Annotated in this window: 23 protein-coding genes and 1 tRNA gene; 8 read left to right on the top strand and 16 right to left on the bottom strand. The window is 65.0% G+C overall.

Annotated features, from left to right (window positions below):
* Nucleotides 1-258 precede the first annotated feature (258 nt).
* Together QQL87_RS03510 and QQL87_RS03505 are read left to right on the top strand one after the other, a co-directional pair.
* Nucleotides 259-1818, top strand: a complete 1560-nt coding sequence (locus QQL87_RS03510) for an oleate hydratase (protein ID WP_284419328.1) — start codon at nt 259-261, stop codon at nt 1816-1818.
* Nucleotides 1819-1930: 112 nt separating this feature from the next.
* Complete coding sequence (locus tag QQL87_RS03505; protein WP_284419330.1) at nt 1931-3490, top strand: oleate hydratase; 1560 nt, start codon at nt 1931-1933, stop codon at nt 3488-3490.
* A 78-nt stretch (nt 3491-3568) separates the two neighbouring features.
* On the opposite strand, the gene QQL87_RS03500 is transcribed toward QQL87_RS03505, so the two are convergent.
* The 3 genes from QQL87_RS03500 to QQL87_RS03490 form a co-directional block, all read right to left on the bottom strand.
* The gene (locus QQL87_RS03500; protein ID WP_284419331.1) at nt 3569-4093 is read right to left on the bottom strand and encodes an SPOR domain-containing protein; all 525 of its coding nucleotides are present in this window, start codon (nt 4091-4093) and stop codon (nt 3569-3571) included.
* A gap of 699 nt (nt 4094-4792) precedes the next feature.
* Entirely contained in the window at nt 4793-5668 is an 876-nt protein-coding gene (locus tag QQL87_RS03495) for a class I SAM-dependent methyltransferase (RefSeq protein WP_284419332.1), read from the bottom strand.
* Nucleotides 5669-5747: 79 nt separating this feature from the next.
* Nucleotides 5748-5954, bottom strand: a complete 207-nt coding sequence (locus tag QQL87_RS03490) for a hypothetical protein (protein ID WP_284419333.1) — start codon at nt 5952-5954, stop codon at nt 5748-5750.
* A gap of 55 nt (nt 5955-6009) precedes the next feature.
* On the opposite strand from QQL87_RS03490, the gene QQL87_RS03485 reads away from it, so the two are divergent.
* Nucleotides 6010-6750 carry a hypothetical protein gene (locus tag QQL87_RS03485; RefSeq protein ID WP_284419334.1) on the top strand — a complete coding sequence of 247 codons (741 nt, stop codon included), beginning with the start codon at nt 6010-6012 and terminating at the stop codon, nt 6748-6750.
* Nucleotides 6751-6782: 32 nt separating this feature from the next.
* Here the strand turns inward: QQL87_RS03485 and QQL87_RS03480 are convergent, their stop codons facing one another.
* From QQL87_RS03480 to QQL87_RS03455, 6 genes are read right to left on the bottom strand one after another with little or no spacing between them, the layout of a single operon-like run.
* Nucleotides 6783-7688, bottom strand: a complete 906-nt coding sequence (locus QQL87_RS03480) for an RDD family protein (RefSeq protein WP_284419335.1) — start codon at nt 7686-7688, stop codon at nt 6783-6785.
* Nucleotides 7672-8673 (bottom strand): stage II sporulation protein M, encoded by a 1002-nt coding sequence (locus QQL87_RS03475; RefSeq protein WP_502871133.1) that lies wholly within the window; start codon nt 8671-8673, stop codon nt 7672-7674. The genes QQL87_RS03480 and QQL87_RS03475 overlap by 17 nt, the downstream gene beginning before the upstream one ends.
* Nucleotides 8674-8726: 53 nt before the next feature.
* A complete protein-coding gene (locus QQL87_RS03470; protein WP_284419337.1) occupies nt 8727-10040 on the bottom strand; it encodes a DUF58 domain-containing protein in 1314 nt (437 codons plus the stop codon).
* The gene (locus QQL87_RS03465) at nt 10037-10993 is read right to left on the bottom strand and encodes an AAA family ATPase (protein WP_284419338.1); all 957 of its coding nucleotides are present in this window, start codon (nt 10991-10993) and stop codon (nt 10037-10039) included. The genes QQL87_RS03470 and QQL87_RS03465 overlap by 4 nt, the downstream gene beginning before the upstream one ends.
* Entirely contained in the window at nt 10962-12197 is a 1236-nt protein-coding gene (locus tag QQL87_RS03460) for a DUF4350 domain-containing protein (protein WP_284419339.1), read from the bottom strand. The genes QQL87_RS03465 and QQL87_RS03460 overlap by 32 nt, the downstream gene beginning before the upstream one ends.
* Entirely contained in the window at nt 12194-12931 is a 738-nt protein-coding gene (locus QQL87_RS03455; protein ID WP_284419340.1) for a hypothetical protein, read from the bottom strand. The genes QQL87_RS03460 and QQL87_RS03455 overlap by 4 nt, the downstream gene beginning before the upstream one ends.
* Nucleotides 12932-13197: 266 nt before the next feature.
* Between QQL87_RS03455 and QQL87_RS03450 the strand changes: the two genes are divergently transcribed.
* Nucleotides 13198-13275: transfer RNA gene (locus QQL87_RS03450), tRNA-Pro, on the top strand.
* Nucleotides 13276-13457: 182 nt separating this feature from the next.
* Here QQL87_RS03450 and QQL87_RS03445 read toward each other — a convergent pair.
* From QQL87_RS03445 to QQL87_RS03420, 6 genes are all read right to left on the bottom strand, one after another.
* On the bottom strand, nt 13458-14021 hold the full coding sequence (locus tag QQL87_RS03445; RefSeq protein WP_284419341.1) for a MerR family transcriptional regulator: 564 nt from the start codon (nt 14019-14021) through the stop codon (nt 13458-13460).
* Nucleotides 14022-14134: 113 nt separating this feature from the next.
* Nucleotides 14135-14491, bottom strand: a complete 357-nt coding sequence (locus tag QQL87_RS03440; protein WP_284419342.1) for an integration host factor subunit alpha — start codon at nt 14489-14491, stop codon at nt 14135-14137.
* A 133-nt stretch (nt 14492-14624) separates the two neighbouring features.
* Complete coding sequence (locus tag QQL87_RS03435; RefSeq protein ID WP_284419343.1) at nt 14625-15602, bottom strand: beta-ketoacyl-ACP synthase III; 978 nt, start codon at nt 15600-15602, stop codon at nt 14625-14627.
* On the bottom strand, nt 15599-16660 hold the full coding sequence (gene plsX / locus QQL87_RS03430; protein ID WP_284419345.1) for a phosphate acyltransferase PlsX: 1062 nt from the start codon (nt 16658-16660) through the stop codon (nt 15599-15601). Before plsX ends, QQL87_RS03435 begins: the two co-directional genes overlap by 4 nt.
* Nucleotides 16661-16989: 329 nt before the next feature.
* Nucleotides 16990-17565, bottom strand: a complete 576-nt coding sequence (locus QQL87_RS03425) for a YceD family protein (RefSeq protein WP_284419347.1) — start codon at nt 17563-17565, stop codon at nt 16990-16992.
* 71 nt (nt 17566-17636) lie between these two features.
* Nucleotides 17637-18182, bottom strand: a complete 546-nt coding sequence (locus QQL87_RS03420) for a ubiquinol-cytochrome C chaperone family protein (RefSeq protein WP_284419350.1) — start codon at nt 18180-18182, stop codon at nt 17637-17639.
* A 131-nt stretch (nt 18183-18313) separates the two neighbouring features.
* Here QQL87_RS03420 and QQL87_RS03415 point away from each other — a divergent pair, with 131 nt between their 5' ends.
* From QQL87_RS03415 to QQL87_RS03400, 4 genes are all read left to right on the top strand, one after another.
* Entirely contained in the window at nt 18314-18775 is a 462-nt protein-coding gene (locus tag QQL87_RS03415; protein WP_284419351.1) for an outer membrane protein assembly factor BamE, read from the top strand.
* A 167-nt stretch (nt 18776-18942) separates the two neighbouring features.
* Complete coding sequence (locus QQL87_RS03410) at nt 18943-19938, top strand: Bug family tripartite tricarboxylate transporter substrate binding protein (RefSeq protein WP_284419516.1); 996 nt, start codon at nt 18943-18945, stop codon at nt 19936-19938.
* A 217-nt stretch (nt 19939-20155) separates the two neighbouring features.
* Nucleotides 20156-21238, top strand: a complete 1083-nt coding sequence (locus tag QQL87_RS03405; RefSeq protein ID WP_284419352.1) for a DUF2336 domain-containing protein — start codon at nt 20156-20158, stop codon at nt 21236-21238.
* Nucleotides 21239-21500: 262 nt separating this feature from the next.
* Entirely contained in the window at nt 21501-21827 is a 327-nt protein-coding gene (locus QQL87_RS03400) for a hypothetical protein (protein ID WP_284419354.1), read from the top strand.
* Here the strand turns inward: QQL87_RS03400 and QQL87_RS03395 are convergent.
* Nucleotides 21812-22414, bottom strand: coding sequence for a hypothetical protein (locus QQL87_RS03395; RefSeq protein WP_284419356.1), 603 nt, complete (start codon nt 22412-22414; stop codon nt 21812-21814). The two genes, QQL87_RS03400 and QQL87_RS03395, sit on opposite strands and share 16 nt — an antisense overlap.
* Nucleotides 22415-22514 lie beyond the last annotated feature (100 nt).

Below are 22514 nucleotides of genomic sequence, written 5' to 3'. Positions count from 1 at the left end.
CGAGCGCAGCGAAGCAATCCAGAGTCCCACCCGAGCCCTGGATTGCTTCGCTGCGCTCGCAATGACGGTGGAGGGAGTTGGGCCCGCTCCGCGGGACATTGCGCCGCACCCGGACAAACGATCTCAACGTGTTGACGACTATTTCATCCCGCCGAGGTAACATGGCCCTCGGCGGGTTCTTTCATCGGCCTGTGATCGGCCGGACCTGCCGGCATTTTTCTTATTTTGTTTCAAACCTTTAAATGGCGGGTCGATATCATGAAGGCCTATTTCATCGGCGGCGGAATCGGTTCTCTTTCAGGCGCAGCATTCATGATCCGCGACGGCGGCGTGGCCGGGCGCGACATCACTCTTTTCGAGAAGCGCCTGCCCTATGGCGGCAGTCTCGACGGCGCCCGTCTTCCGGACGGCTCCTACTCGATGCGCGGCGGGCGCATGCTGACGACCGAGCAATACGAGTGCACCTGGGACCTGCTGTCGACGATCCCGAGCGCCTCCCAGCCGTCCGAGAACATCCTCAGCGAAACCGAGATGTTCAACAAGCTGCACGTCACGCATGCGCAGGCGCGGCTGGTCGACGGCAACCGGCACAAGGTCGACGTCTCCACCATGGGCTTCTCGATGCAGGACCGCATCGAGATGACCAGGCTCACCGAGACCTCGGAGGACAAGCTCGGCAACTCCCTGATCTCGGACTGGCTGTCGCCGCCGTTCTTCACCACGAATTTCTGGCTGATGTGGCAGACGGCGTTCGCCTTCCAGCCGTGGCATAGCGCGGTCGAGTTCAGGCGCTACATGCGCCGTTTCATGAACGAATTCCCGACCATGAATACGCTCGGCGGCGTCAAGCGCACGGTCTACAATCAGAACGACTCGATCGTGAAGCCGCTGATGCGCTGGCTGGAGGATCACGGCGTCAACTTCGTCGGCGGCGCCGATGTCACCGACATCGCGATGGTGACGGAGAACGGCAGGCATCGCGCCACGCGGCTCGACCTGACCCAGAACGGCGCAAGCCGCAGCATCGATCTCGCCCCCGACGATCTCGTGTTCTACACGGCGGGCTCGATGACCGATGCGACCAGCCTCGGCAGCCATGACAGCGCGCCGAAGCAATTGACCAAAGAGGACAGTCACGGCTGGGCGTTGTGGGAGAAGCTCGCCGCCGGCCGGCCGGAATTCGGCAATCCCGCGATCTTCAACTCCAACATCCCGGAATCCAGCTTCGAATCCTTCACGGTCACCTGCCGCAATCCGCGCTTCTTCGATGCGATGCAGAATTTCAGCGGCAATGTCGCCGGCACCGGCGCCCTCGTGACCTTCACCGACTCCAACTGGCGGATGTCGATCGTGCTGTACGCGCAGCCCTATTTCCCGGATCAGCCCGCCGAGATCCAGATCTTCTGGGGCTATGGGCTCTATCCCGACCGCGTCGGCAATTTCGTGCCCAAGCCGATGTCGGAATGCACAGGCGCCGAGATCCTGAAGGAGCTGTGCGGCCATCTGCGCTTCCCGCTCACGGTGTTCGACGACGCCACCTGCGTGCCGTGCTGGATGCCCTACATCATGAGCATGTTCATGCCGCGCAGCTATGGCGACCGGCCGCTGCCGGTGCCGCTGACGTCCAGGAACCTCGCCTTCATCGGCCAGTTCGTCGAGCTGCCGGAGGATGCCGTGTTCACGATCGAATATTCGGTGCGCGCATCGATGCACGCGGTGTATCAGCTGCTGAACATCGACCGCGCCATTCCCCCGGTCACCCCGTATGACAAATCGCTGAAGGTCCTGCTGCAATCGGTCGTGAAGTCCTTCGCCTAAGGCACGCGCGAGATCGTGATCGCTGTGCCTGCGCGAGTTGACCTGGATCAGTTCCGCCCCTGCACTCAGCCGCTAAGCCCCGGATCGTAACAGACGATCCGGGTGAATCATCATGAGAGCGTATTTCATCGGCAGCGGCATCGGCGCGCTGGCTGGCGCGGCATTCCTGATCCGCGACGGCGGCGTCGCGGGGCGCGACATCACCATTTTTGAAAAGCAGACGTCGTTCGGCGGCAGCCTCGACGGCACGCAATTGCCCGACGGCTCGTTCTCGCTGCGCGGCGGACGCATGCTGACCACCGATCACTATGAGTGCACGTGGGACCTGCTGTCGACCATCCCAGGGGGCAGCGATCCCAAACGCACCGTCCGCGACGAGACGATCACCTTCAACAAGTCGCATGTCCCGCATTCGCAGGCCCGCCTCGTCGACCGCAACCGGCACAAGGTCGACGTCTCGACCATGGGCTTCTCGATGCAGGACCGGCTCGAGCTGGTCAGGCTGACCGAGACGCCCGAGGACAAGCTCGGCAATTCCCGCATCACCGACTGGCTGTCGCCACCGTTCTTCAGCACGAACTTCTTGTTCATGTGGCAGACGACCTTCGCCTTCCAGCCCTGGCACAGCGCGGTCGAGTTCAAGCGCTATCTGCACCGCTTCATGAACGAGTTTCCGCGCATCGAGACGCTCGCCGGCGTCAAGCGCACCGTGTTCAATCAGTACGATGCGATCGTGGTGCCGCTGATGAAATGGCTGGAAGGCCATGGCGTCAATTTCGACGGCGACGTCGACGTCACCGACATCGCGATCGCGACCGAATCCGGCAAGCATGTCGTCAAGCAGCTGACGCTCGACCGCAACGGCCGCGCGGAGGTGATCACCCTGTCGGCCGACGATCTCGTCTTCTTCCAGAACGGCTCGATGACGGATGCCACCAGCCTCGGCTCGCAATATGCGCCGCCGCCACGCCTGACGCGGCATGAGAGCAAGGGGTGGACGCTGTGGGAGAAGATCGCGCAAGGCCGTCCCGAGTTCGGCAATCCCGCCTCGTTCAACTTATCGATCCCGGAATCCTGCTGGGAGTCGTTCACGGTCACCTGCCGCAATCCGCGCTTCTTCGATGCGATGGAAGCGTTCACCGGCAACGCGGCCGGCACCGGCGGCCTCGTCACCTTCACCGACTCGAACTGGCTGATGTCGATCGTGCTGTATCACCAGCCGCATTTCGTCGGTCAGCCCCGCGACGTTCAGGTGTTCTGGGGCTATGCGCTGCATCCCGACCGCATCGGCAATTTCGTGCCCAAGGCGATGGCCGATTGCGGCGGCGCCGAGATTCTCAAGGAGCTGTGCGGCCACCTCAATTTCGAGCTCTCGGTGTTCGACAGCGCGACCTGCGTGCCCTGCCGGCTGCCCTACATCACCAGCATGTTCATGCCGCGCAACAGGACCGATCGGCCGCTGCCGGTGCCCGCGAACTCCAAGAATCTCGCCTTCGTCAGCCAGTTCGTCGAGATCCCCGACGACGTGGTGTTCACGGTGGAATATTCGGTGCGCGCCGCGCAGATGGCGGTCTATCAGCTGCTGGGCATCACCCGTGCCATTCCGCCCATCACCCGCCACGACAAGTCGTTCCGGGTGCTGATCGAAACGGTGGAGAAGGCGTTCGCCTGAGCCAGCGGCAAGCCGCATTCAGTTGGCAGCGATACAGCGTCGCTGCCTCTGAATGGTCAACCGGTTCGACCCGCCGCGCTACGGATAGCGGAACGGGAAACACTGCCCGCCGGCGCGCTTGAGCGATGCGCAGGTCGCGCTGGCCTCTTCCTTCGTTGCGAAGGGGCCGAAGGCGGCGCGGTACCTGACACCGCCCTTCTGGCCCAGGTCCTGCCGCTTGATGATCGGCTGATATTGGCGAAGCACTGCCGCGTACTTGACCTGCAACGCCTTGAACGACGCGATGGCCTCGGCTTCGCTGGTCTGGACCGAGATCACCACGAGATAGCTGCTGCTGGCCGTCGGTTCCGCGGCGGCCGGCGGCGCCGATTGCGCCGGCTCGGTCTTGTGGCCGCGCTGCGCGGCGCGATCCAGGTTCTCCGCAGCCATCTTTTTCAATTCGACGCGGGCCAGATCGGCCGGCCGCTGCGCGTCCGAGGTCCATTCCAGTCCATCGCTGCGGATGAAGTCGGAGGACTCGCGGGGATCGAGCCGCGCATACGCACTCCCGCAGCCGATGCAACACACCCACACCACGACGGCGATGAACCGCAACGCCAGCACGAATCACTCCTGGTCAATCCAAGCGAGGGCAGGATAATCAGGCGATCATCAAACACCAGCCGGAACCCCCGCGATGGCGGATGGCCTCTTTGCCATCCGAATCACCAAGCTCCTGCAACCGCTGGACGAATGCGCGGCGTCAGCGCACCACGACCCACCGGTCCAACGCGCCACGCCCAGTTGTGCACGCCATCATGCAAATGACGCAGGCTCCATCCCAGAACTAATAGCCCAGCAGCGCCAGCCCGACCCAGCTCATTGCGAACAGCGAAATGACCGAAGTTGCAGCGGCAAAGACGGATAATGAGACTTTCAAAGTCTTGAGGACCATACGCGCCTCCTTCAACGACAAAAGCTGCATCGAGACAAACCCCGACGCTGGTCCAAAAATTCCTGAAAAATCGGCTCGCGAGCGGAGCCGAGAACATCAGGTTGGTGCGCGCATCAGGGCAAAGGTTCAATGCCAGGGTGCAAGCCCCCGGCGGCGATTGCAGCGTCAACGACGAGGGGGCGCGATGGGTTCCCGGACGGAACTGGAACCTCTCAAAACTGCGCGCGAGCGAACTCACGACGCCCCGGATCGCGATTGGTTTCGGAAGCGAGTGCGTCCGAATGCGCGGCTTGCCGGCTACGGCAATCTCTGGAACAGTTCCGCGAACGGAACTAAGCAGGTCGAGGGCGATCGGCCGCGAGGGGCCGCTACGGATCGACCGCCGTCACGATCCAGAACGCAGCGGGCACCATGACGCCCTGCCCCTTGGCGTACCGCGCGAGCGCTTTGCCGACGGCGGCCGTGGCCGCTGCCGCCGCCTCGGACGGCTGCCCGGCGACGGCACGGCCGGCCGGTCCGATCGCGAGCGCCGTCTGCACCGCGCCTTCGAGGCCCGCACCGGCGGCGAGATCGAGCGCGACGTCGCAGCGCTCCAGCCGGACCCGGCGCAGACCGGCGTCGGTCAGCACCTTCTCGATCCACTCGGCGGCTCCGAACGCGAAATCGTCCGGCGCATGCGGCCGCAAGCCCGGCAGCTTCGGCACGTGATCATAGGCCGCCTGCAGCGGCTCCAGCGCCCAGGGATTGTCGCGCAGCTCGCCCCAGCAGGCGAAGGCGACGCGGCCTTCCGAGCGCAGTGCGTTGCGGATGTTGAGCACGGCGCGCACGGGATTGGCGAAGTACATCACGCCGAGCCGCGAGAGCACGAGGTCGGCGCTCGCGGCCTTGAAGTGATGCACCATGGCATCGCCCTGCACGAAACTGACGGGAGCGTCGGCGGGCGCAAGTTCATGGGCCGCGGTCAGCATGGCGGCGGAGACGTCGAGGCCGAGCACATGGCCGGCCGCGCCGACCTTCTCGGCCGCCGCGATCATGGTCGCACCACAGCCGCAGCCGATGTCGAGCACCCGCTCGCCCGTCTGGATCGCCGCCCGCTCCAGCAGCGCCTCCTGCACCGGCACCAGCATCGCGTCGATTTCGGCGCGGCGCGCCACCCAGCGCTCACCTCCGGCGCCGTTCCAGAAGGCGATCTGCTCGGCATTCTCGAAATGGCCGAAGGAGGTGTCGGTCACGGCGGCGTCCATGGGGGAACTCGAATCATTCGTCGGATATAAAAAAGCGAGCTCCGTCACTGAACGAGCGCCGGAAGCCCGGGCACGGAGTTTAGGCGGCAGCCGGCGCGTTGAAAAGCCGACGTTGCGATGCAATCGCCGGCTCACGCCAGTTCAGGGTGACTGCGAAGAGATCGCAGCGGCGGCGGACGCCGAAGGCTTTTAGGTTGCATTCCGAAAATTCACAATCGAGCACGACGGTCGGCCTCCGGCTGCTTGCGGAAGTGCCGCGAAACGATGCCGAGAATTCGAAATCCAATTTGCAAACCAGCGGCCCACCATGTCAGAATTCAGGAACTAATGAGGGGGAATGGATGAGCGACGTTTCTATCAACGAGGCAAGTACGATCGGCGCCCCGTTTCGGGTCGGCTCCGCGCTGAGCAAGACCTTCTCGGTCCTCGGCGGCAGCCCAGGGAGCTTTCTCCTGCTCGCGCTGATTCCGCTCACGCCCCTGCTCGCGATCAAGATCTTTGCGTCCATCGGGCCTGCGCCCGCCCGCGCCGGCGCGCTGGGAGGGCTGGCCGGAATTTTGACTTTCGTGCTGGGGATCGTGGCCCAGGCGATGACGCTCTATGCGGCCTATCAGCGGATGGCAGGCAAGCCCGTCAACATCGTCCAATCCCTGAGCGCAGGTCTCGGACGATGCCTTCCGGTGATCGGCGTGGCGCTGTTGTCGGCGCTGGGGATCGGGCTCGCATCCTTGTTCTTCCTGATCCCCGGCGCGATGGTCTACTGCGCGCTCTACGTCGCCGTTCCCGCCTGCGTGATCGAGAAGGCGGCCGTGTTCGACAGCATCAACCGAAGCTCCGACCTGACGAAGGGCTATCGCTGGCAGATCTTCGGTCTGATCCTGCTGGTGTCCGTGGTATCCCTCATCGTCCTGATCCTGTTCGGCTGGTTCGGCGGCATCACGCTGTGGGGCGGGCTGCTCTATTTCGCCTGGCAGGTGGTGACGACCGCGTTCGGCGCGGTGCTGGCGGCAGTCGTCTATCACGACCTGCGCGTGGCGAAGGAAGGCATCGACGTCGACAGTCTGGCCCTCATCTTCGACTGAGGCACCGACCTCCTCCGTCCCAAGCCGTGCGGCTATCGTCGCGCGGCGGGCAATTCGGACTTGTCGGCGCGAAAGCGTCCGAACAGCTGCTCGCGCTCCAGATGGGCGCGTTCGGCGGTATAGAACGCCTGCAGGAATTCGGCCGTCTTCTCCGCCGGCACCGGCTCGGTCCAGCCGATCTTGCTGCAGATCTTGCGACAGACCTGCTGCTGCACCTGTGACGTGTCGAGCGACATCGGACGGCGCAGCAGTTCTTCCAGCACCTGCAGCTCGAACGCGCCGTAGACCTCGAGCTGGCTTCGGCTGAACGCGTAGGCCGCCTCCGTCGCGACCAGCTCCGCGAGAAGCTGGCGGCGCGGCACCGAGATCACCATGGTGCCGGCGATCAGATCGCCGGCCCGCAGATGATCGCGATTGAAGAAGGGCAGCGCCGCGATCAGGAGGACCCAGCCGAGGCAGGCCGCGGAGTACCAGAAATAGGCGCCGGCCGAGGCGGCCGGCTGGGAGAAAAACAGGCCGAGCGGCAGGAATATCTCGACCTCCCGGGTCAGGTTTCGCGCGACGATCGCGCCCGGGAGCAGCGGGCCGCCGCCGCGGTCGATCACCCGCAGATGGGTGATCCGCTTGCCCGGCGTCGAGCCCTGCGAGGCCAGCTCGAAATGGATGAAATACAGGTTTCGCAGCAGGAAGGCGATGAAGAGCACGACCGTCGTCGCGACCGCGCCGCTCAGGCGCTCGACCATCAGCAGCCCCAGCATGAGATACAGCAGGCCCGTCGCCACCATCCAGAAGACGAAATCGATGATGAATGCGATCAGCCGTTCGCCGTGATTGGCGACCTCGACCTCCAGAACGATGCCCTCGGGGCTGACGAGCTCGCGGCGGCTGCGTGAGGCGCCCTCGAGGAAGGTGTTGATGCGGTCAAGTCGCTGGGCCATGGCCCGTGCTCTCGCGGTTCGACAGGAAGTAGGCCATCCAGAACGCGCCGGTCAGAAACCCGATGGCGAGACGCGCCGGCGTGCTGCCGACCAGCTGCCGCAGGCCACCTTCGATGATGCCGGCGACGAACAGCATCAGCACCGCGCCGCCGGCCAGCGCCGCCGCAAGCGTGCCGTGCCGTGCCAGATTGGCGAGGCGCGCATAGCGGCCGGGAAACAGAATCTTCTCGGCGATGACGAGGCCGCCGGCGCCGCACACGACCAGCGATCCGATCTCGGTGACGCCGTGAATCGAGATCCAGCCGATGAAGTCCAGCAGCAGCCCGCGCTCGGAATGCAGCGCCAGGAACGCTCCGATCACCAGCCCCTGATAGCCCAGCAGCAGCAAGGTCGGCACGCCGCCGGCGATGCCGAGCCCGAAGATCATGATGCCGATGGTGGCGTTGTGCCGGAACAGCGCGTTGGCAGACACCACGAACGAGTCGATGAACCCGGGCCAGGGCGCGAAGATCTCCTTGTCGCGCAGGTCGGCTGCGGTGCTGGCCGGCCCGCGCCCGCCGGCAAGCCCTTCCGGCACCACGGCGCTGAACCAGGCCTCGTTCGACTCCACGAGCACGATGCCGACGACGATCCCGGCGGCGATGGTGGCCGCGGCGAGTACGAGGTGCCAGACGGCGCCGCGCACGGCTTGCGGAAACCCCTTGCGCAGAAACTGTCCGAGCGCCTCCATGATCCCGACCCGCGGCCCGTAGACGACGAAGAACGCCCGCAGCACCAGGTTCTCGAGATAGAGGATCAGGTTGCGGTCGAGCGCGATGGAGCGCGCGACGGACAGCGACGACGCGGTTGCGCGATAGAGCAGCGGCAGGCTTTGCAGCTCCTCCGCCGACAGCTGCGTGATGCCCTTGCCCTCGACGCGCGAGATCAGGTCCTCCAGCGTCCGCCACGCCGGCTCGCGGCTATTGCGGAATTCGGCGCTGCGCAGCGTGATCTTCGGACCGGACGCCGCCGGCGCTGCCTCGGCTGGTGCGATCGTCTCTATAGCAGCCCCCTCTTCTTGATCGTGAGATAGCGGTTGATCAGGCCGACCGCGAGGCCGCGCGGCGGCACCTCCAGGCAGTGCACGCCCATCCGGCTCAGCCGTTCGAGCACGACGGCACGGTCGCGCAACAGATCGTGCGCCACCACGGCCTCGGCGACGTCGCGAAACTGTGCGGGCTGCGCATCGACCAGATTGGGCAGCAACGGATCCCGCAGGGTGACGAAGATGACGGCGTGGCGGTTTGCCATCCGATGCACGCTTTCGAGCAGCAGCCCGGCGGTCGTCGTGTCGATGAACTCGGTGAACATCACCACCAGGGCGCGGCGCTTCAGCCGGAAATTGAGCTCGGCCAGGCCGAGCGTGAAGTTGGTCTCCTCGGTGTGATAGGCGAGCTGGCTCGAGCCGCTCTGCAGCTTGACGAAATACGGCATGCCACGCGAGGGCTGCAGGAACTGGCGGACCTTGGCATCGAAACCGAAGCTTCCGACATAATCGCCGTTGCGTAGCGAGATCCATCCGAGCAGCAATCCGGCATGGATCGCATGATCGAGCCGCGGCAGGCCGTCGATCGGCTCCGCCATCAGATGCCCGGTGTCGAAGGCCAGCACGATCTGGTGATTGCGCTCGACGCTGAACTCCTTCGACAGCAGCTTGAGATGCTTGGCGGAACGCTTCCAGTCGATGAAGCGATTGTCGAGCCCCGCAGCATGGTCGCGCAGCGACTCGAATTCCGTGCCCTCCCCGCGCTGCTGCTGGACCTTCACTCCCTCGATGGCATCGCGGCTGAAGAACTGCACCGCTGCGGACGAGATTCCGCGCACGTCGGGCAGCACGTCGATGGTCGCATCGAGCGGAATGCGCTGCATCCGCTCGGCCAGTGCCAACGGCCCCCGCCAGCGCAGCCAGATCGCATCGAGGTAGATCCGGCCGCGGCGCCTTGGCACGATCGGCAGCAGGCCGGACGCCGGCTGCTGCGGCGTGCCGGTCAGACGCCTGAGCGCCGGAGGCGCGAGCTCGCCCCGCTGCTCCAGCAGCGCCTCGAACGTGACCGCGCGCGCGCCGGTCCGAGGCGTGATCGTGAGCCGTAGCGCGGCCTCGTTGCCGACGAACAGACGGGCGGGCGTATCGTAGGCAACGTCGAGATTGCGGAAACCGGTGCAGAGCAAGGCGTCGATGCCGATCAGCGCGAGCACGAACAGGCCGAGATCGATCGCGACAGGCCAGAGCTCCGGCCGCAGCACCAGCACGACGAGCGTCGCCGGAACCGTCGCGGCGAACAGCAGCACCGCACGGAGCGTCGGCCGGATCATCTGGGGGCTGCGGTCTGGTCGAGAATCTCGATCACGACCGCGTCGCTCGTCAGTCCGTCGATCTCGGCATTGGGCGCCAGCACCAGCCGATGCCGCAGCAGCGGCACCGCGAGGAACTTGATGTCGTCCGGAATCACGAAGTCGCGGCCCTGCGTGGCGGCCTGCGCCCGGCTCGCCGACGCCAGCATGTTCGCCGCGCGCGTCGAGGCGCCAGTCTCGATGGACGGATGGTTGCGCGTATTGCGGATGATGTCGACGATGTAGCCGACCAGCGGATCTCCCAGCCGGATTTCGGCAACCATCGCCCGCGCCGCCAGCAGATGCTCGCGCGAGACCACGGGGGCGAGACCAAAATCCGCCAGCGTCGGCATCGCCGCGCGCGTGCCGTGCCGCGTCACGATCTCGCACTCCTCCTCCTTGCTCGGATAGCCGAGGATGACCTTGAACAGGAAGCGATCCAGTTGCGCCTCCGGCAGCGGATAGGTGCCCTGCTGCTCGATCGGGTTCTGGGTCGCGACCACCATGAAGGCGTCGCCCAAAGCATACGTCACTCCGTCGACGGTGACGTTGCGCTCGTTCATGGCCTGCAGCAGCGCAGCCTGGGTCTTGGGCGGCGTGCGGTTGATCTCGTCGGCGAGCAGAATGTCGGTGAAGATCGGCCCCTGCGTCAGTGAGAAGCTGGAGGTCTGGAAGTTGAACAGATTGGTGCCCAGGAGATCGCCGGGCATCATGTCCGGGGTGAACTGCACGCGGCCGAACTTCAGCGACAGGCTGGCCGCGAAGGATTGCGCCAGCAGCGTCTTCGCGGTGCCCGGCACGCCTTCGAGCAGGATGTGACCGCCGCAGAACAGGCCTGTCAGCATGAGATCGATCACGTCATCCTGCCCGACCACCGTCTTGCGGATCTCCTGGCGGATGCTGTCAGTGATCGCCAAGACGTCCTGAAATTCCATGGAGCATGTCCTTCCGCAGATGATGTATTGTGCGCGCTTCGCCGAGCAGCGGCGCAGGATCCTGTGAGGCGGCCGCGACGCGCGCGATCGCGGCGGCGCAGCCGGTCCGCAGTCCACGCCTTGCCGCGGTCTTGTCCAGCCACGCGGCCAGCTCGTCGTCACTCAGTCCGGCCGGTGCGCGCAGCATTCGTCCCATGTCCTGCACGACCATGCCGACATAGCGCCTGAGCACCGAGGCATGGTGGCCGGCATGATCGAGCAGGACCGCGGCGTTGCTGATCAAGTCGCGCTTGCCGGTCTGCAACGCGCGGTCCGGAAGCTCGGGCTTTCCGAAGCGCGCCGTCGAGGCCATCAGCAGCAGCACGACGCTGAAGACGATCTGGAGCGCGATCAGGTTGTAGGGAAACTCGAGCAGGAAGGAGAGCACGCTCGGCGCGGTGTGACGAAAGCCGTGCAGCGTTTCGTCGAACACCAGCGCGCCGGGCTTGTCGGCCAGCATCCTGTAGAAGATCGTGGCTGCGAAAGCGAGATTGTCACCTTTGCCGAAGCCGTGGTTTTCGAACGGATCGGGATCGGCGAGCACCCAGATCGTGCGCTGGCCCTCTTTCAGCTCGCCGAGCAGGATGCCGCCGTCGGCGGACACGATCGGCTTCAGCCTGGAGCCCTTGATCAGCTGAACCTGCCGCTCGATGGTCGGAACCGGGATCGAAAGGCTGGTCTTGAACGTCGGCGGGCTCTCGCGGCGAACGATATCGCCGGCACCGGCGACCGAATAGAGCACGATCCGCGCCGTCGATTCCGGGATCAGCTGCGCGCTGCCGATCCAGCCGTCGTGCTCGGCGTTGCGCTGCACGTCCCACTTGGGAAGAACCACCAGGATCTTCTCGGCGCCGAGCAGGTTGTCGCCGCTGCCGCCGCCGGACACGCTGCGGGTCGGCTCGGCCAGCACCAGGATTCCGTTGCGGCCGAGCAGCGCCAGGACCTCGCGTTCGCCGCGGACGGTCTCATAGTCGAGCTTCTTCAGCACATCGAACAGCCCGAGGTGGCCGACGGCGGAATTGGAATAGGTGTTGGCTCCAACCCGGTTGCCGGCCTCGTGACGCTCGCTGCTGCCGGCCAGCAGCAGCGAGGCCGCGAACAGCGCAATTGCGACGGCGACGAGCGCGACGACGATCCTCGGCTCGAAGGGCGATTGATCGTTCATGCAGCGGTCGCAAGCGAATGTTTGAGCGTCTCGAAATTCTGCCGGCACGCCGAGTAGTCGCCCAGACCTGCATGCCCGCCGCCAAAATAGGTCCGCTCGACGTTGCGGACGATCGAGGTCAGCGATTGCCGGCCGACGTCCGTCAGCTGGACGCGACGGAGGATTTCGCGGCTCGTCAGCGAGACGGCGAAGCTGGTCCCGAGCACCGCGCGAATCTCGCTCAGACTGTTCAGCAGCAGCAGGTGCATGGCGTCGGCGTAGCGGCCTTGCCGTGCGAGGGCATCAGCCTCGATTTGGGCCTCGTCCATGCGGTCGGCCTGCGTCTGCGGTGGCGCATCCGGGTCACGGGCCACGATTCTCCGGGAACGGCTGATCACCGGCAGGCTGTCGCGGAGCGACCAGGCGATCACCAGCGTTCCGACGATCACGGCCCCCCACAACAGGAGGCGGCCCAGCTCTGGAGGAATCTGGAAGTCGTACCCGCGCCCCTTGTCGTCGTCCTGGCGGGGAGTGGACGGCGTGAGCGGCGCTTCGGCCGATGGTCCCGGCACGGGCGCCGATTCTCCCAGCAGCTCGCCCGCTTGCCCGCCAGACCCCGGCATCTCCGTCTGAAGCCGATGCCGCTCGACCGCGTCACGGATCAACTCCTGCTGATCCGTCGCCGCCAAGACAGCGGGAGCGGCGAGCGCCGAAAGCAGCAACACAACCAATGCGAACGAAACCGTTTTAAGCATATTTATAGTTGTATTTCGGCTCAACTCGCGGGACGCTGAGCCATCAAACGAGCGCCTGGACAATCACCCACCCGCATTCTGGCCCGGCGTTCCGGAAACGCAATGCTCGCGAACGGAAATCTGCGGAAATATCGGCGAAGTCCATATCCAAACGGCCTCCCAATGCGAAGGGAGTTGGGATTGACGGCTTCGCTCCGCGCAATCCTCCTGAAACCCATCCCGCGCGCCTTGCATCCCGCCCCGATCACGGCTAGAGGATCGGCCATCGGAGCGTGGCGCAGCCCGGTTAGCGCACTAGTCTGGGGGACTAGGGGTCGTGGGTTCGAATCCCGCCGCTCCGACCATTCCAACGATTTCCAAGCCTGAAGACGTCGTCCTTACGCTCCTCGCTTGCCGTGAGAGGCGAACAGCGAATCGCAGCACGAAAATCGCAGGCTTTTTGCGGCGGGCGTCTTGGCTCGGTCCGCCTCTGCTCGGGCAGCTGGCCGACCAAGGCCGGTCTTTTTGCCCAAGCCCAACCCCGCCCTCACACCTCTTTCATCGCGCGGTCGAGCAGCGCGCGGCAGTCGATGAGGTCCTTGAGCAAGGCTTCGAGCTTTTCGCGCTCCTCCGGCTTCATGCCGGCGCGGGTGGGAGGGCCGACCCGGAAGGTGTCGAGGATGTCGTCCTCGGTGTCGACGAAGCGGAAGTCGATGCCTTCCTCTTCGGAGGCCTCCTCCTCATCATCCTCCGATTCGGCCTCGGCCTCGCCAACCGGCTCCTCCTCCATCATGGCCTGGCCGAGGGTCTCCTCGAGGGCGCCGAACGAGACCGCGGCGGAGCTGTCCGCCAGCCCCTGGACCGACTTGATGCCGTGCTCCTTCAGGATCCGCTGCACGCCCTTGATCGTGTAGCCTTCGCTGTAGAGCAGACGGCGGATGCCCTTGAGCAGGTCGACGTCGTCGGGCCGGTAATAGCGCCGGCCCCCGCTCCGCTTCATCGGCTTGATCTGGGCGAACCGGGTCTCCCAAAACCGCAGCACGTGCTGCGGGATGTCGAGCTCCTGCGCGACCTCGCTGATCGTCCGAAACGCATCCGGCGCCTTGTCCAAATGCCCGTTCCCCTTCGATCGTGCTGCCAAGACAGTGGGAGATTACGCTGAATATGCTGGAAAATTCACCACGGCCGACGCCACACTCCGCGCAGTTCGGGGCAGCCGGTCCGCTATTCCGGCTCTGCACCGAACTCGGCACTGGCCTCGCCATTCATCTTGCCGGACGAGGGCTGGCCGTTGATGCGCTGCTTGAGGATCGCGGATGGCTTGAACACCATCACCCGCCGCGGCGAGATCGGCACTTCCGTGCCGGTCTTGGGGTTGCGACCGATGCGCTGCCCCTTCTTGCGCACCATGAACGACCCGAACGATGACAGCTTCACCGTCTCGCCGCGCTCCAGGCAGTCGGTGATCTCCTTCAAGACCAGCTCGACAAAGGCAGACGACTCCGTCCGCGACAGTCCCACCTTCTGGTAGACGGCCTCGCACAGATCGACGCGTGTGACTGTTTTTCCGGTTCCCGCCATCGCCTGCCCCAAACTCACGGCGAATAATTCGCTCCGGAAATTAAGAGGTTAAGCGGCGATGGTCAACAGCAGCGTGAACAGAAGTAGAGGCTCGGTCGCCGATCTCTGGGCATAATCCCGCCGTACGGGAGACTCACCAGCGCACCAGCGCCGAGCCCCAGGTGAAGCCGCCCCCCATCGCCTCCAGCAGCACGAGGTCGCCCTTCTTGATGCGGCCGTCCTTGACGGCAACGTCGAGGGCCAGCGGAATCGAGGCGGCAGAGGTATTTCCGTGCCGATCGACGGTCAGAACCACCTTTTCCGGCGCGATGTGCAGCTTGTGCGCCGAGGCGTCGATGATCCGCTTGTTGGCCTGGTGCGGCACGAACCAGTCGATGGTCTCGGCCGACTGGCCGGTGGCCTCGAACGCGTCGACGATCACGTCGGTGATCATGCCGACGGCGTGCTTGAACACCTCGCGGCCTTCCATGCGCAGATGCCCCACGGTCTGGGTCGAGGACGGGCCGCCATCGACATAGAGCTTGGATTTGTGGCGGCCATCGGAGCGCAGATGGGTGGTCAGCACGCCGCGATCGGCGGCCGTGCCGCCGCCCTGCTCCTGTGCGTCCAGCACCAGCGCGCCGGCGCCGTCGCCGAACAGCACACAGGTGGTGCGGTCGTTCCAGTCGAGGATGCGCGAGAAGGTCTCGGCGCCGATCACCAGCGCCCGCTTGAACGAGCGGCTGCGCAGGAAATTGTCGGCGGTCGCGAGCGCAAAGACGAAGCCCGAGCAGACCGCCTGCAGGTCGAACGCCGCGCCATGGTTGATGCCAAGCCCGTGCTGGACCGCCACGGCGGTGGCCGGAAAGGTGTTGTCCGGGGTCGAGGTGCCCAGCACGATCAGGTCGATCGACTGCGGATCGATGTCGGCCGCGGCGAGCGCCGCACGGGCCGCATTGATCGCAAGATGGGAGGTGAACTCGCCGTCGGCTGCGACATGGCGCTCACGGATACCGGTGCGCTGGACGATCCAGTCGTCCGAGGTCTCGATGCGGCTTGCCAGTTCGGCATTGGTCACGACCCGCTGCGGAAGATAGGAGCCACAGCCGAGCACGACCGAACGTATTGTCACGAGACAGCCTCCTGGGCGACGGGTGCGGACGCCAGCGCTCCGCCGTCGCGATTGAGTGTTTGATTGATCTTGGTCAGGAGATCGCAGCGGGCCATCTCATAGCCAACCCTGACGGCCGAGGCAAAGCCCTCGGCGTCGGTTCCGCCATGGCTTTTGACCACGATCCCCTTGAGGCCCAGCACGACGCTGCCGTTGGATTTGCGCGGGTCGAGCCGGGCGCGCAGGGCGGCAAAGGCGCCGCGCGCGAACAGGTAGCCGATCCGGGCGAGCAGACTGGCCTGGATCGCACCGCGCAGGAATTCGGTGACCTGGCGGACCGTGCCTTCGGCCGTCTTCAGCGCGATGTTGCCACTGAAGCCTTCAGTCACGACGACGTCGGCCGCGCCCTTGCCGATGCCGTCGCCCTCGACGAAGCCGATATAGTCGAGCTGCGGCAGGTTCATCGCCCGCAGCTGCTCGGCCGCCTCGCGGATCTCCTCGTGCCCCTTGATCTCCTCGACGCCGATGTTGAGGAGGCCGACGGTCGGCCGCGGCTTGTTGAACAGCACGCTGGCCAGCGCGCCGCCCATCACCGACAGCGCCACCAGGTGCCGCGCATCGCCGCCGATGGTCGCGCCGAGATCGAGTACGACCGATTCGCCGCGCGCGGTCGGCCAGATCGCCGCCAGCGCCGGCCGGTCGATGCCATCCAGCGTGCGCAGACAGAAGCGCGCCATCGCGACCAGCGCGCCGGTGTTGCCGGCGGACACCGCAACGTCGGCGTCGCCTTTCTTGACTGCCTCGAGGGCGAGCCACATCGACGAGGTCTTGCGGCCCCGCCGCAGAGCCTGGCTCGGCTTGTCCTCCATGCTGATGGCGACATCGGTGTGGACCACCCGCGAGACCGCCTTCAACTTCGGATGCTGGTCGAGCTCCGGGGCGATCCGGGCGCTGTCACCGAACAGCAGGAACTCCGTATCCGGATGGCGGCCGAGCGCGATCGCGGCACCGGGAATGACGACCGACGCGCCGAAGTCCCCGCCCATGGCGTCCAGCGCGATTCGAACCTTTTGAGGCATGACGTCCCGGAAACCTGATCTCGAGCTTGATCTCGTCTTGACCTAGACTTGGCCTCGACTTGCTTGGCCGTAGTTTGGCGGTCGTTCAGAGGCACTGCGCGGCCAGGGGACAAGCCCCACGACCGGCCGAGCATTTTCGTCGCACCCCCGACCCGGCGCGACAATAGCGTCTCTCTGTGTCGAAACAACCTCCTGGGGGCGATGCATTTTGCAACCGGGAGGCGGCACCGGCGGGACCGCTGGCCTTTGCCATCGAAATCAACAACTTGAGACGATTTCGGGAGGCGTCGTGACAACACTTGGGTGCAGTTCGCCGGCCCATTCGGGCCTCAATCCTCACCCGTTTTCTTCGCCTTGGCCTTCGCCTCATTCTTCGCCTTGGCCGCGCCGGGGGGATCGCCCGCGGCCGATTTCAGCGCTTTCAGCGCCGCGAAGGGGTTGTTCTCCGGGTCGTCGGATCCGGCGGGCAGCTCGAACACCGCGCCCGGCTTGCGGGGATAGGGATCGATGCTCAGGAACAGGGCGTCGGCGGCGAGCCGTCCCAGGTCGATCTGGCCATTGATGATGGGTTCCGGCGGATCGGCGGTCTCGACCTCGCTGTTCGGATCGTCCTCCACGAGCTCGGCAAGCTCCGGAATCTGGTCCGGCGGCGCGAACATCTGGTCAATCGGCTCGTCGATCTCGGTTTCCATGGGGTCGAGGCTGACCACGCAGGTCTGGCCGATCCGGGCGCGCACCCGGCCCTGGACATGCACCTTGCCGTCGCGCTTCTGGACCACGTCGAAGGAGGCATGCGCCGAGACCACCTCGCGCAGGTCGGCGATGGCGGCGAGCGCTGCGCGGGTGGCCGCATCGGCCTCGATCTCCCGATGCAGGCCGGCATCCGGGATCTGCGCCACGATCACCGGCGGCGCGCGCCATGGATCCTTGGCGGGACCCCGAGCCGTCTCGCGCGGAAGGTTCTTGTCTCTGCTGCTCATGTCGCTGATCCCTGCTGCACCGGGGCCGGGAAGCTCCAGCTCGCGCCGAGCAGCCTGACGTCGTCGAGGGCGGCAAGGTGGACGGCCACCCGCGCGGCATAGGCAGCGAGGCCGGCCGCGCTGTCCGGATGCTCTCCGTTCAAGATATTCTTCTGCAGCGCCTCCGCCAGCCGGGCCTCGCTCTCCGACCAGGCCAGGTCGTAGGCGGCCGTGCGGCCATAGAAGGCCTCGCCGAACTTCTGCATGCGCTTGGGCACGGTCAGATCCCCCACCCCCATCTCGCGCAGATTGTCGTCCATATCGTCGCAGAACCGGTCGAACAGCGCCTGCGACAGGTCCGCACCGCTGCCGCGCAGCCGGCGCAGCACCAGCCAGAGATGCAGAATCAGCAGATCGAACCGCCCATCGACCGTATCCGGGACTTTTAAGTGTCTATAAAACAATGGCTCTCGGGTTTGCGCCACGATCATGCCATAGATCGGCTCGATGGTCCCGCGCGGGGACGGTCGGAGTTTCCTGAGATGGTTGAATGGCCAGAGCATGAAGGTTCCGCGGCTTAAGTTTCCGTGACCCGGTTCGGGGGGCATGTTGCAATCCGCAAGTTTGCCCGGTACGTCAACGCCCTGCCCGACGCAAGGGGACGGGATCCGATCTTAAGAAGATGACCCAGACAATGCGAACGACTGCCCGCCTTTTCACCCGCGGCCTCAGCACCCGTCTGTGCACCCTGGGTGCGATCGCGCTGACCTGCCTCGCGCTGGCCGCCTGCACCGGCGAACAGTTCCAGAAGGGCTACATCATGCCGCCTGGGGCGCTGGAGCAGATCCCGATCGGGGCCAGCCAGGACCAGGTGCTGATCGTGATGGGCACGCCATCGACCGTCGCGACCCTGGATGGCGAGGTGTTCTATTACATCTCCCAGCGCGCCGAGCGCCCGGTCGCGTTCATGAACCAGAAGGTCGTCGATCAGCGCGTCGTCGCGGTCTATTTCGACAAGAACCGCCAGGTCCGCCGCCTCGCCAATTACGGCATGAAGGACGGCAAGATCTTCGACTTCGTCAGCCGCACCACGCCGACCTCGGGCCAGGAGCTCAGCTACCTGACGCCACTGTTCAAGCTGCTCAGCTTCAACTGATCCAGGGCTGATCGCCGCCGCCCGGAATATGATTCCGGGCCATGGCATGACGCGCTCGGCTGCGCTGATTGGCGCAGCTTCCGCGCATCCCAGGCGCTTGCTCTGGCACTGCAACCTTCCCTACCCTCCCGCTCAACAAAAGCAGGGAGGAATCATTGGCTCATCGCATGGCGCTGACGCGCCGCAGGCTGCTGTCCGGAGCCGCCGCGCTCTCGACCGCCGCCATTCTGCCGCGCACGAGTCTCGCCGACTGGCGCCCGAGCGAAACCATCCGGCTGATCGTACCCGCCGCTCCCGGCGGCAGCACCGACGTGATGGGTCGCTTGCTGGCGGCGCATCTGCAGACGGCGTGGGGACAATCAGCCGTGGTCGAGAATCGCTCCGGCGGCGGCGGCACGATCGGCACCGCCGAGGTCGCCCGCAGCGGCAAGGGCGACGGCTACACGGTCCTGATCGGCAATCCCGGCCCGAACGCGATCGCCTATTCGATCTTCCGCAACCTCGCCTACAAGCCGGATCAGCTGCAGGCGGTGTCCAACATGATCCGCATCCCGAACATCGTCTCGGCGCATCCCTCGACCGGCATCAAGTCGATCCCGGAGCTGATCGCCTTTCTCAAGGCCAATCCGGACAAGCTGAACTACGGCTCGTCCGGCGTCGGCCAGAGCCCGCATCTGACCGGCGCGTGGTTCCTGCAGCTCACCGGCCTGAAGATGACGCACATCCCCTTCCGCGGCGCCGGGCCCGCCTTGCAGGCCGCACTCGCGGGCGACATCCAGATCCTGTTCGACAATTTGTTTCCGTCGCTGCCGCAGGTCCAGGACGGCAAGCTGACCGGCCTCTGCGTGACGACGCCGGAGCGCAGCGCCAATGCGCCGGACTTGCCGACCATGCGCGAGACCGCGCCGGAGCTGGCCAAGTTCGACGTGTCGTCCTGGTTCGGCGTGTTCCTGCCCAGGGCCTGCCCGCCGGAGATCGTGGGTGCGCTCAACCTGCAGATCAAGGCGATGCTGGCACGCGAGGACATCGGCAAGACTATCGCGGGCATGGGCGCCCAGGCCGACTACGGCACCCCGCAGCAGTTCGGCGACTTCGTCCAGGCCGAGACCACCAAATTCGCATCGATCATCCAGAAGGAAGGGCTGCAGATGGACGTGCAATAGGCGTCGGCCACGCTGTCCCGCGCGCCCGGCAGTAGCCGAATACAGGCAAGGTGTAACGGCACCTTAAGCGAGATGGTGCGATAGATGGCGACCGCGTGTCTTTGATCTGGTGACAGCATACCCTCGGGGGATAGCGGGCCGACAGCCTCCCCAGGCTCAGGCCCGATGACCGCCCGAGGGGCAGGCAGCGGCGATACCGATCGCATGAGCCCGTGTCTTGCCCAACGACGTCCTGCATCAGCTCGAAGACATTCTCGCCAGCCGCTACGTCTCACGGCGCGCGGAAATCCTGGAGCGCGTGACCGACCTGTTCGTGGTCGGCTCCGGCAAGTTCAATGAGGAGCATGTCGATCTGTTCGATCACGTGCTGTTCAAGCTGCTCGACAACGTCGCCGTCGCGGCGCGGGCCGAGCTCGGCAGCCGGCTTGCGGTGCTGCCGGACGCGCCACCGCGCCTGATCAAGCTGCTTGCCAACGACGAGACGATCGCGGTCGCCGGTCCCGTGCTGCGCCAGAGCGACCGGCTGGATGAGAAGACGCTGGTCACAACCGCGCAGGCGAGAGGCCAGGAGCATCTGCTCGCCATCTCCGGCCGCAAGATCCTGACCGAAGCCGTCACCGACGTTCTGGTCGATCGCGGCGATCAGGCCGTGGTGTCGAACACCGCCAACAATGACGGCGCCCGCTTCTCGGATCACGGCTTCTCCGGCCTGGTGACAAAGGCGTCCGATGATCCCGGCCTGGCGCTGAAGCTCTGGAGCCGGCCCGACAGTCCGCGCGAGGTGCTGGTCCGGCTGTTCGTCGAAGCCTCCGACGCCGTGCGCAATCAGCTCGCCTCGGCAGACAGCGCCCGCTCCGAAATCGTCGAGCAGGCGGTCGCCCAGGCCTCGGGCCATCTGCAGTCCGCGGCGCGGACCCGCTCGACCGACTTTGCCAACGCCCAGGCCTATGTCGAGCAGTTGCACGCCACCGGCCAACTGAACGAGGCGCAGCTCCACGGCTTCGCCAAGGAAGGCAGCTTCGACAAGGTCACGCTGGCGCTCGCCCTGATGTGCAGGCTGCCGCTCGACATCGTCGAGCGCGCCTTCGTGCGCAAGCAGCCGGATCAGCTGCTGGTGCTCGCCAAGGCGCTCGACCTGTCCTGGGTCACGACGACGACGCTCCTGTTCATGCAGGCCAGCGCCAGCGGCAGCGCCCGCCCGCAGCTCGACCAGCATCTGGCCAGCTTCTCGCAAATGCAGCCGCGCTTGGCGCAGAGCACGATGCAGAGCTACCGGGTGCGACAGCGCGCGGCGGAGTAGCCGGCAAAAACCGTTTCGTCGCTCGAAAAAAGATGAAATTCCGTTGAGAGCCCTTGAACCCGGGGAATGGGTGCATACCTGCTATGGGCCTAGCGACGCTGGGCAGCAACAGGCCCGGAAGGCGGTGGAAACGCCGACCGGGCCATCATCCCATCCTCACGGCTGGAACGTTGTGATCACGAGACGATATGTAACGCTGAGCTTAGAACTGTCAAGTGAACACTTGGTTTCACGCCGCTGGGGTTTTCAGAAGGACTTCGGAATGGCTAGTAAGATTGGTGAGATCACGGAAGAGGAAGTTGCGCTGATCGCAGTTGCGATCGGATCAGAGCGGACTGATGGAATTGCGTCCTATTCTGCTCTCCGGAAGGAAGTGCCGCGACGGCACCGGCTTTCGGCTTTGGACATGATTCAGTCGACCAAACGTCCCCGCGAAAAGATGTGGGAGCAGAAGATCCGCAACATTAAATCTCACCACGAGACTGCGGGCAACTTCATCTGCGAGGGTTACCTGACCCACGTGCCGCGGGTCGGCTATCGCGTGACGGAATCGGGTCGCAAGCTGCTGCGTCGTCAGGCGGCGGCGTAGCGCGCTCTATAGCCGGGCTTGAACCACCTCAACTCGGTTCGGCCCGGCGCTTCCTTGTCCCAGACGAACCAAGCATATGCAGTTGTTCCGCTACCCTTCGGCTGAACACCGCTGGGATAAAACGTTATCCGCTCGCTAAAGACCCACACACGTGCGGGCGGATTGCGCGTAAAGATTGTATTTGCCCGATTGGCTCCCTCAAGAAAGGCTAGGCGCAACAAGAGAGCGAACTTCTTCCTAGCGTGTTTGACGCCACTCGCAACAAACCCTTCGGCACAGTTGTACGGAGGGTTCGTGACAATGTTATCGGATGACCACTGGGGCGTGAGAAAATCAAATCCGACCTCCCCATAGCCACGATCGTACAGATCCGAACTCCTAACGCGCTGACCTGTCTCTTCGAGAACGCGCGACATGCTGCCGTCACCGCATGCGCTCTCCCAAATCTCGCCCTTGAAATCCTCGTTATCAATCAGCGCAAATGTAGCCCATCGCGGGGTGGGAAAGAAATCTGGGCCATCCAGATCTGCAAACCGCTTGGTGGTCGGCTTGAAACCGCCATTGAGGTTGTAGGTTGCGTCGGCCATACGAATCTCCTGCTTGCCACAGACTAGCAGATACATCGCAGCCGCGAGGATTCTTGGTGCGCCAATTAGACTCACCACCTTCAAAGACGACCTTGAGAAT

It is taken from the genome of Bradyrhizobium sp. SSBR45G (assembly GCF_030159255.1).
In the GTDB taxonomy this organism is placed as follows: domain Bacteria; phylum Pseudomonadota; class Alphaproteobacteria; order Rhizobiales; family Xanthobacteraceae; genus Bradyrhizobium.
This window is presented reverse-complemented; position numbering and strand designations above follow the sequence as displayed.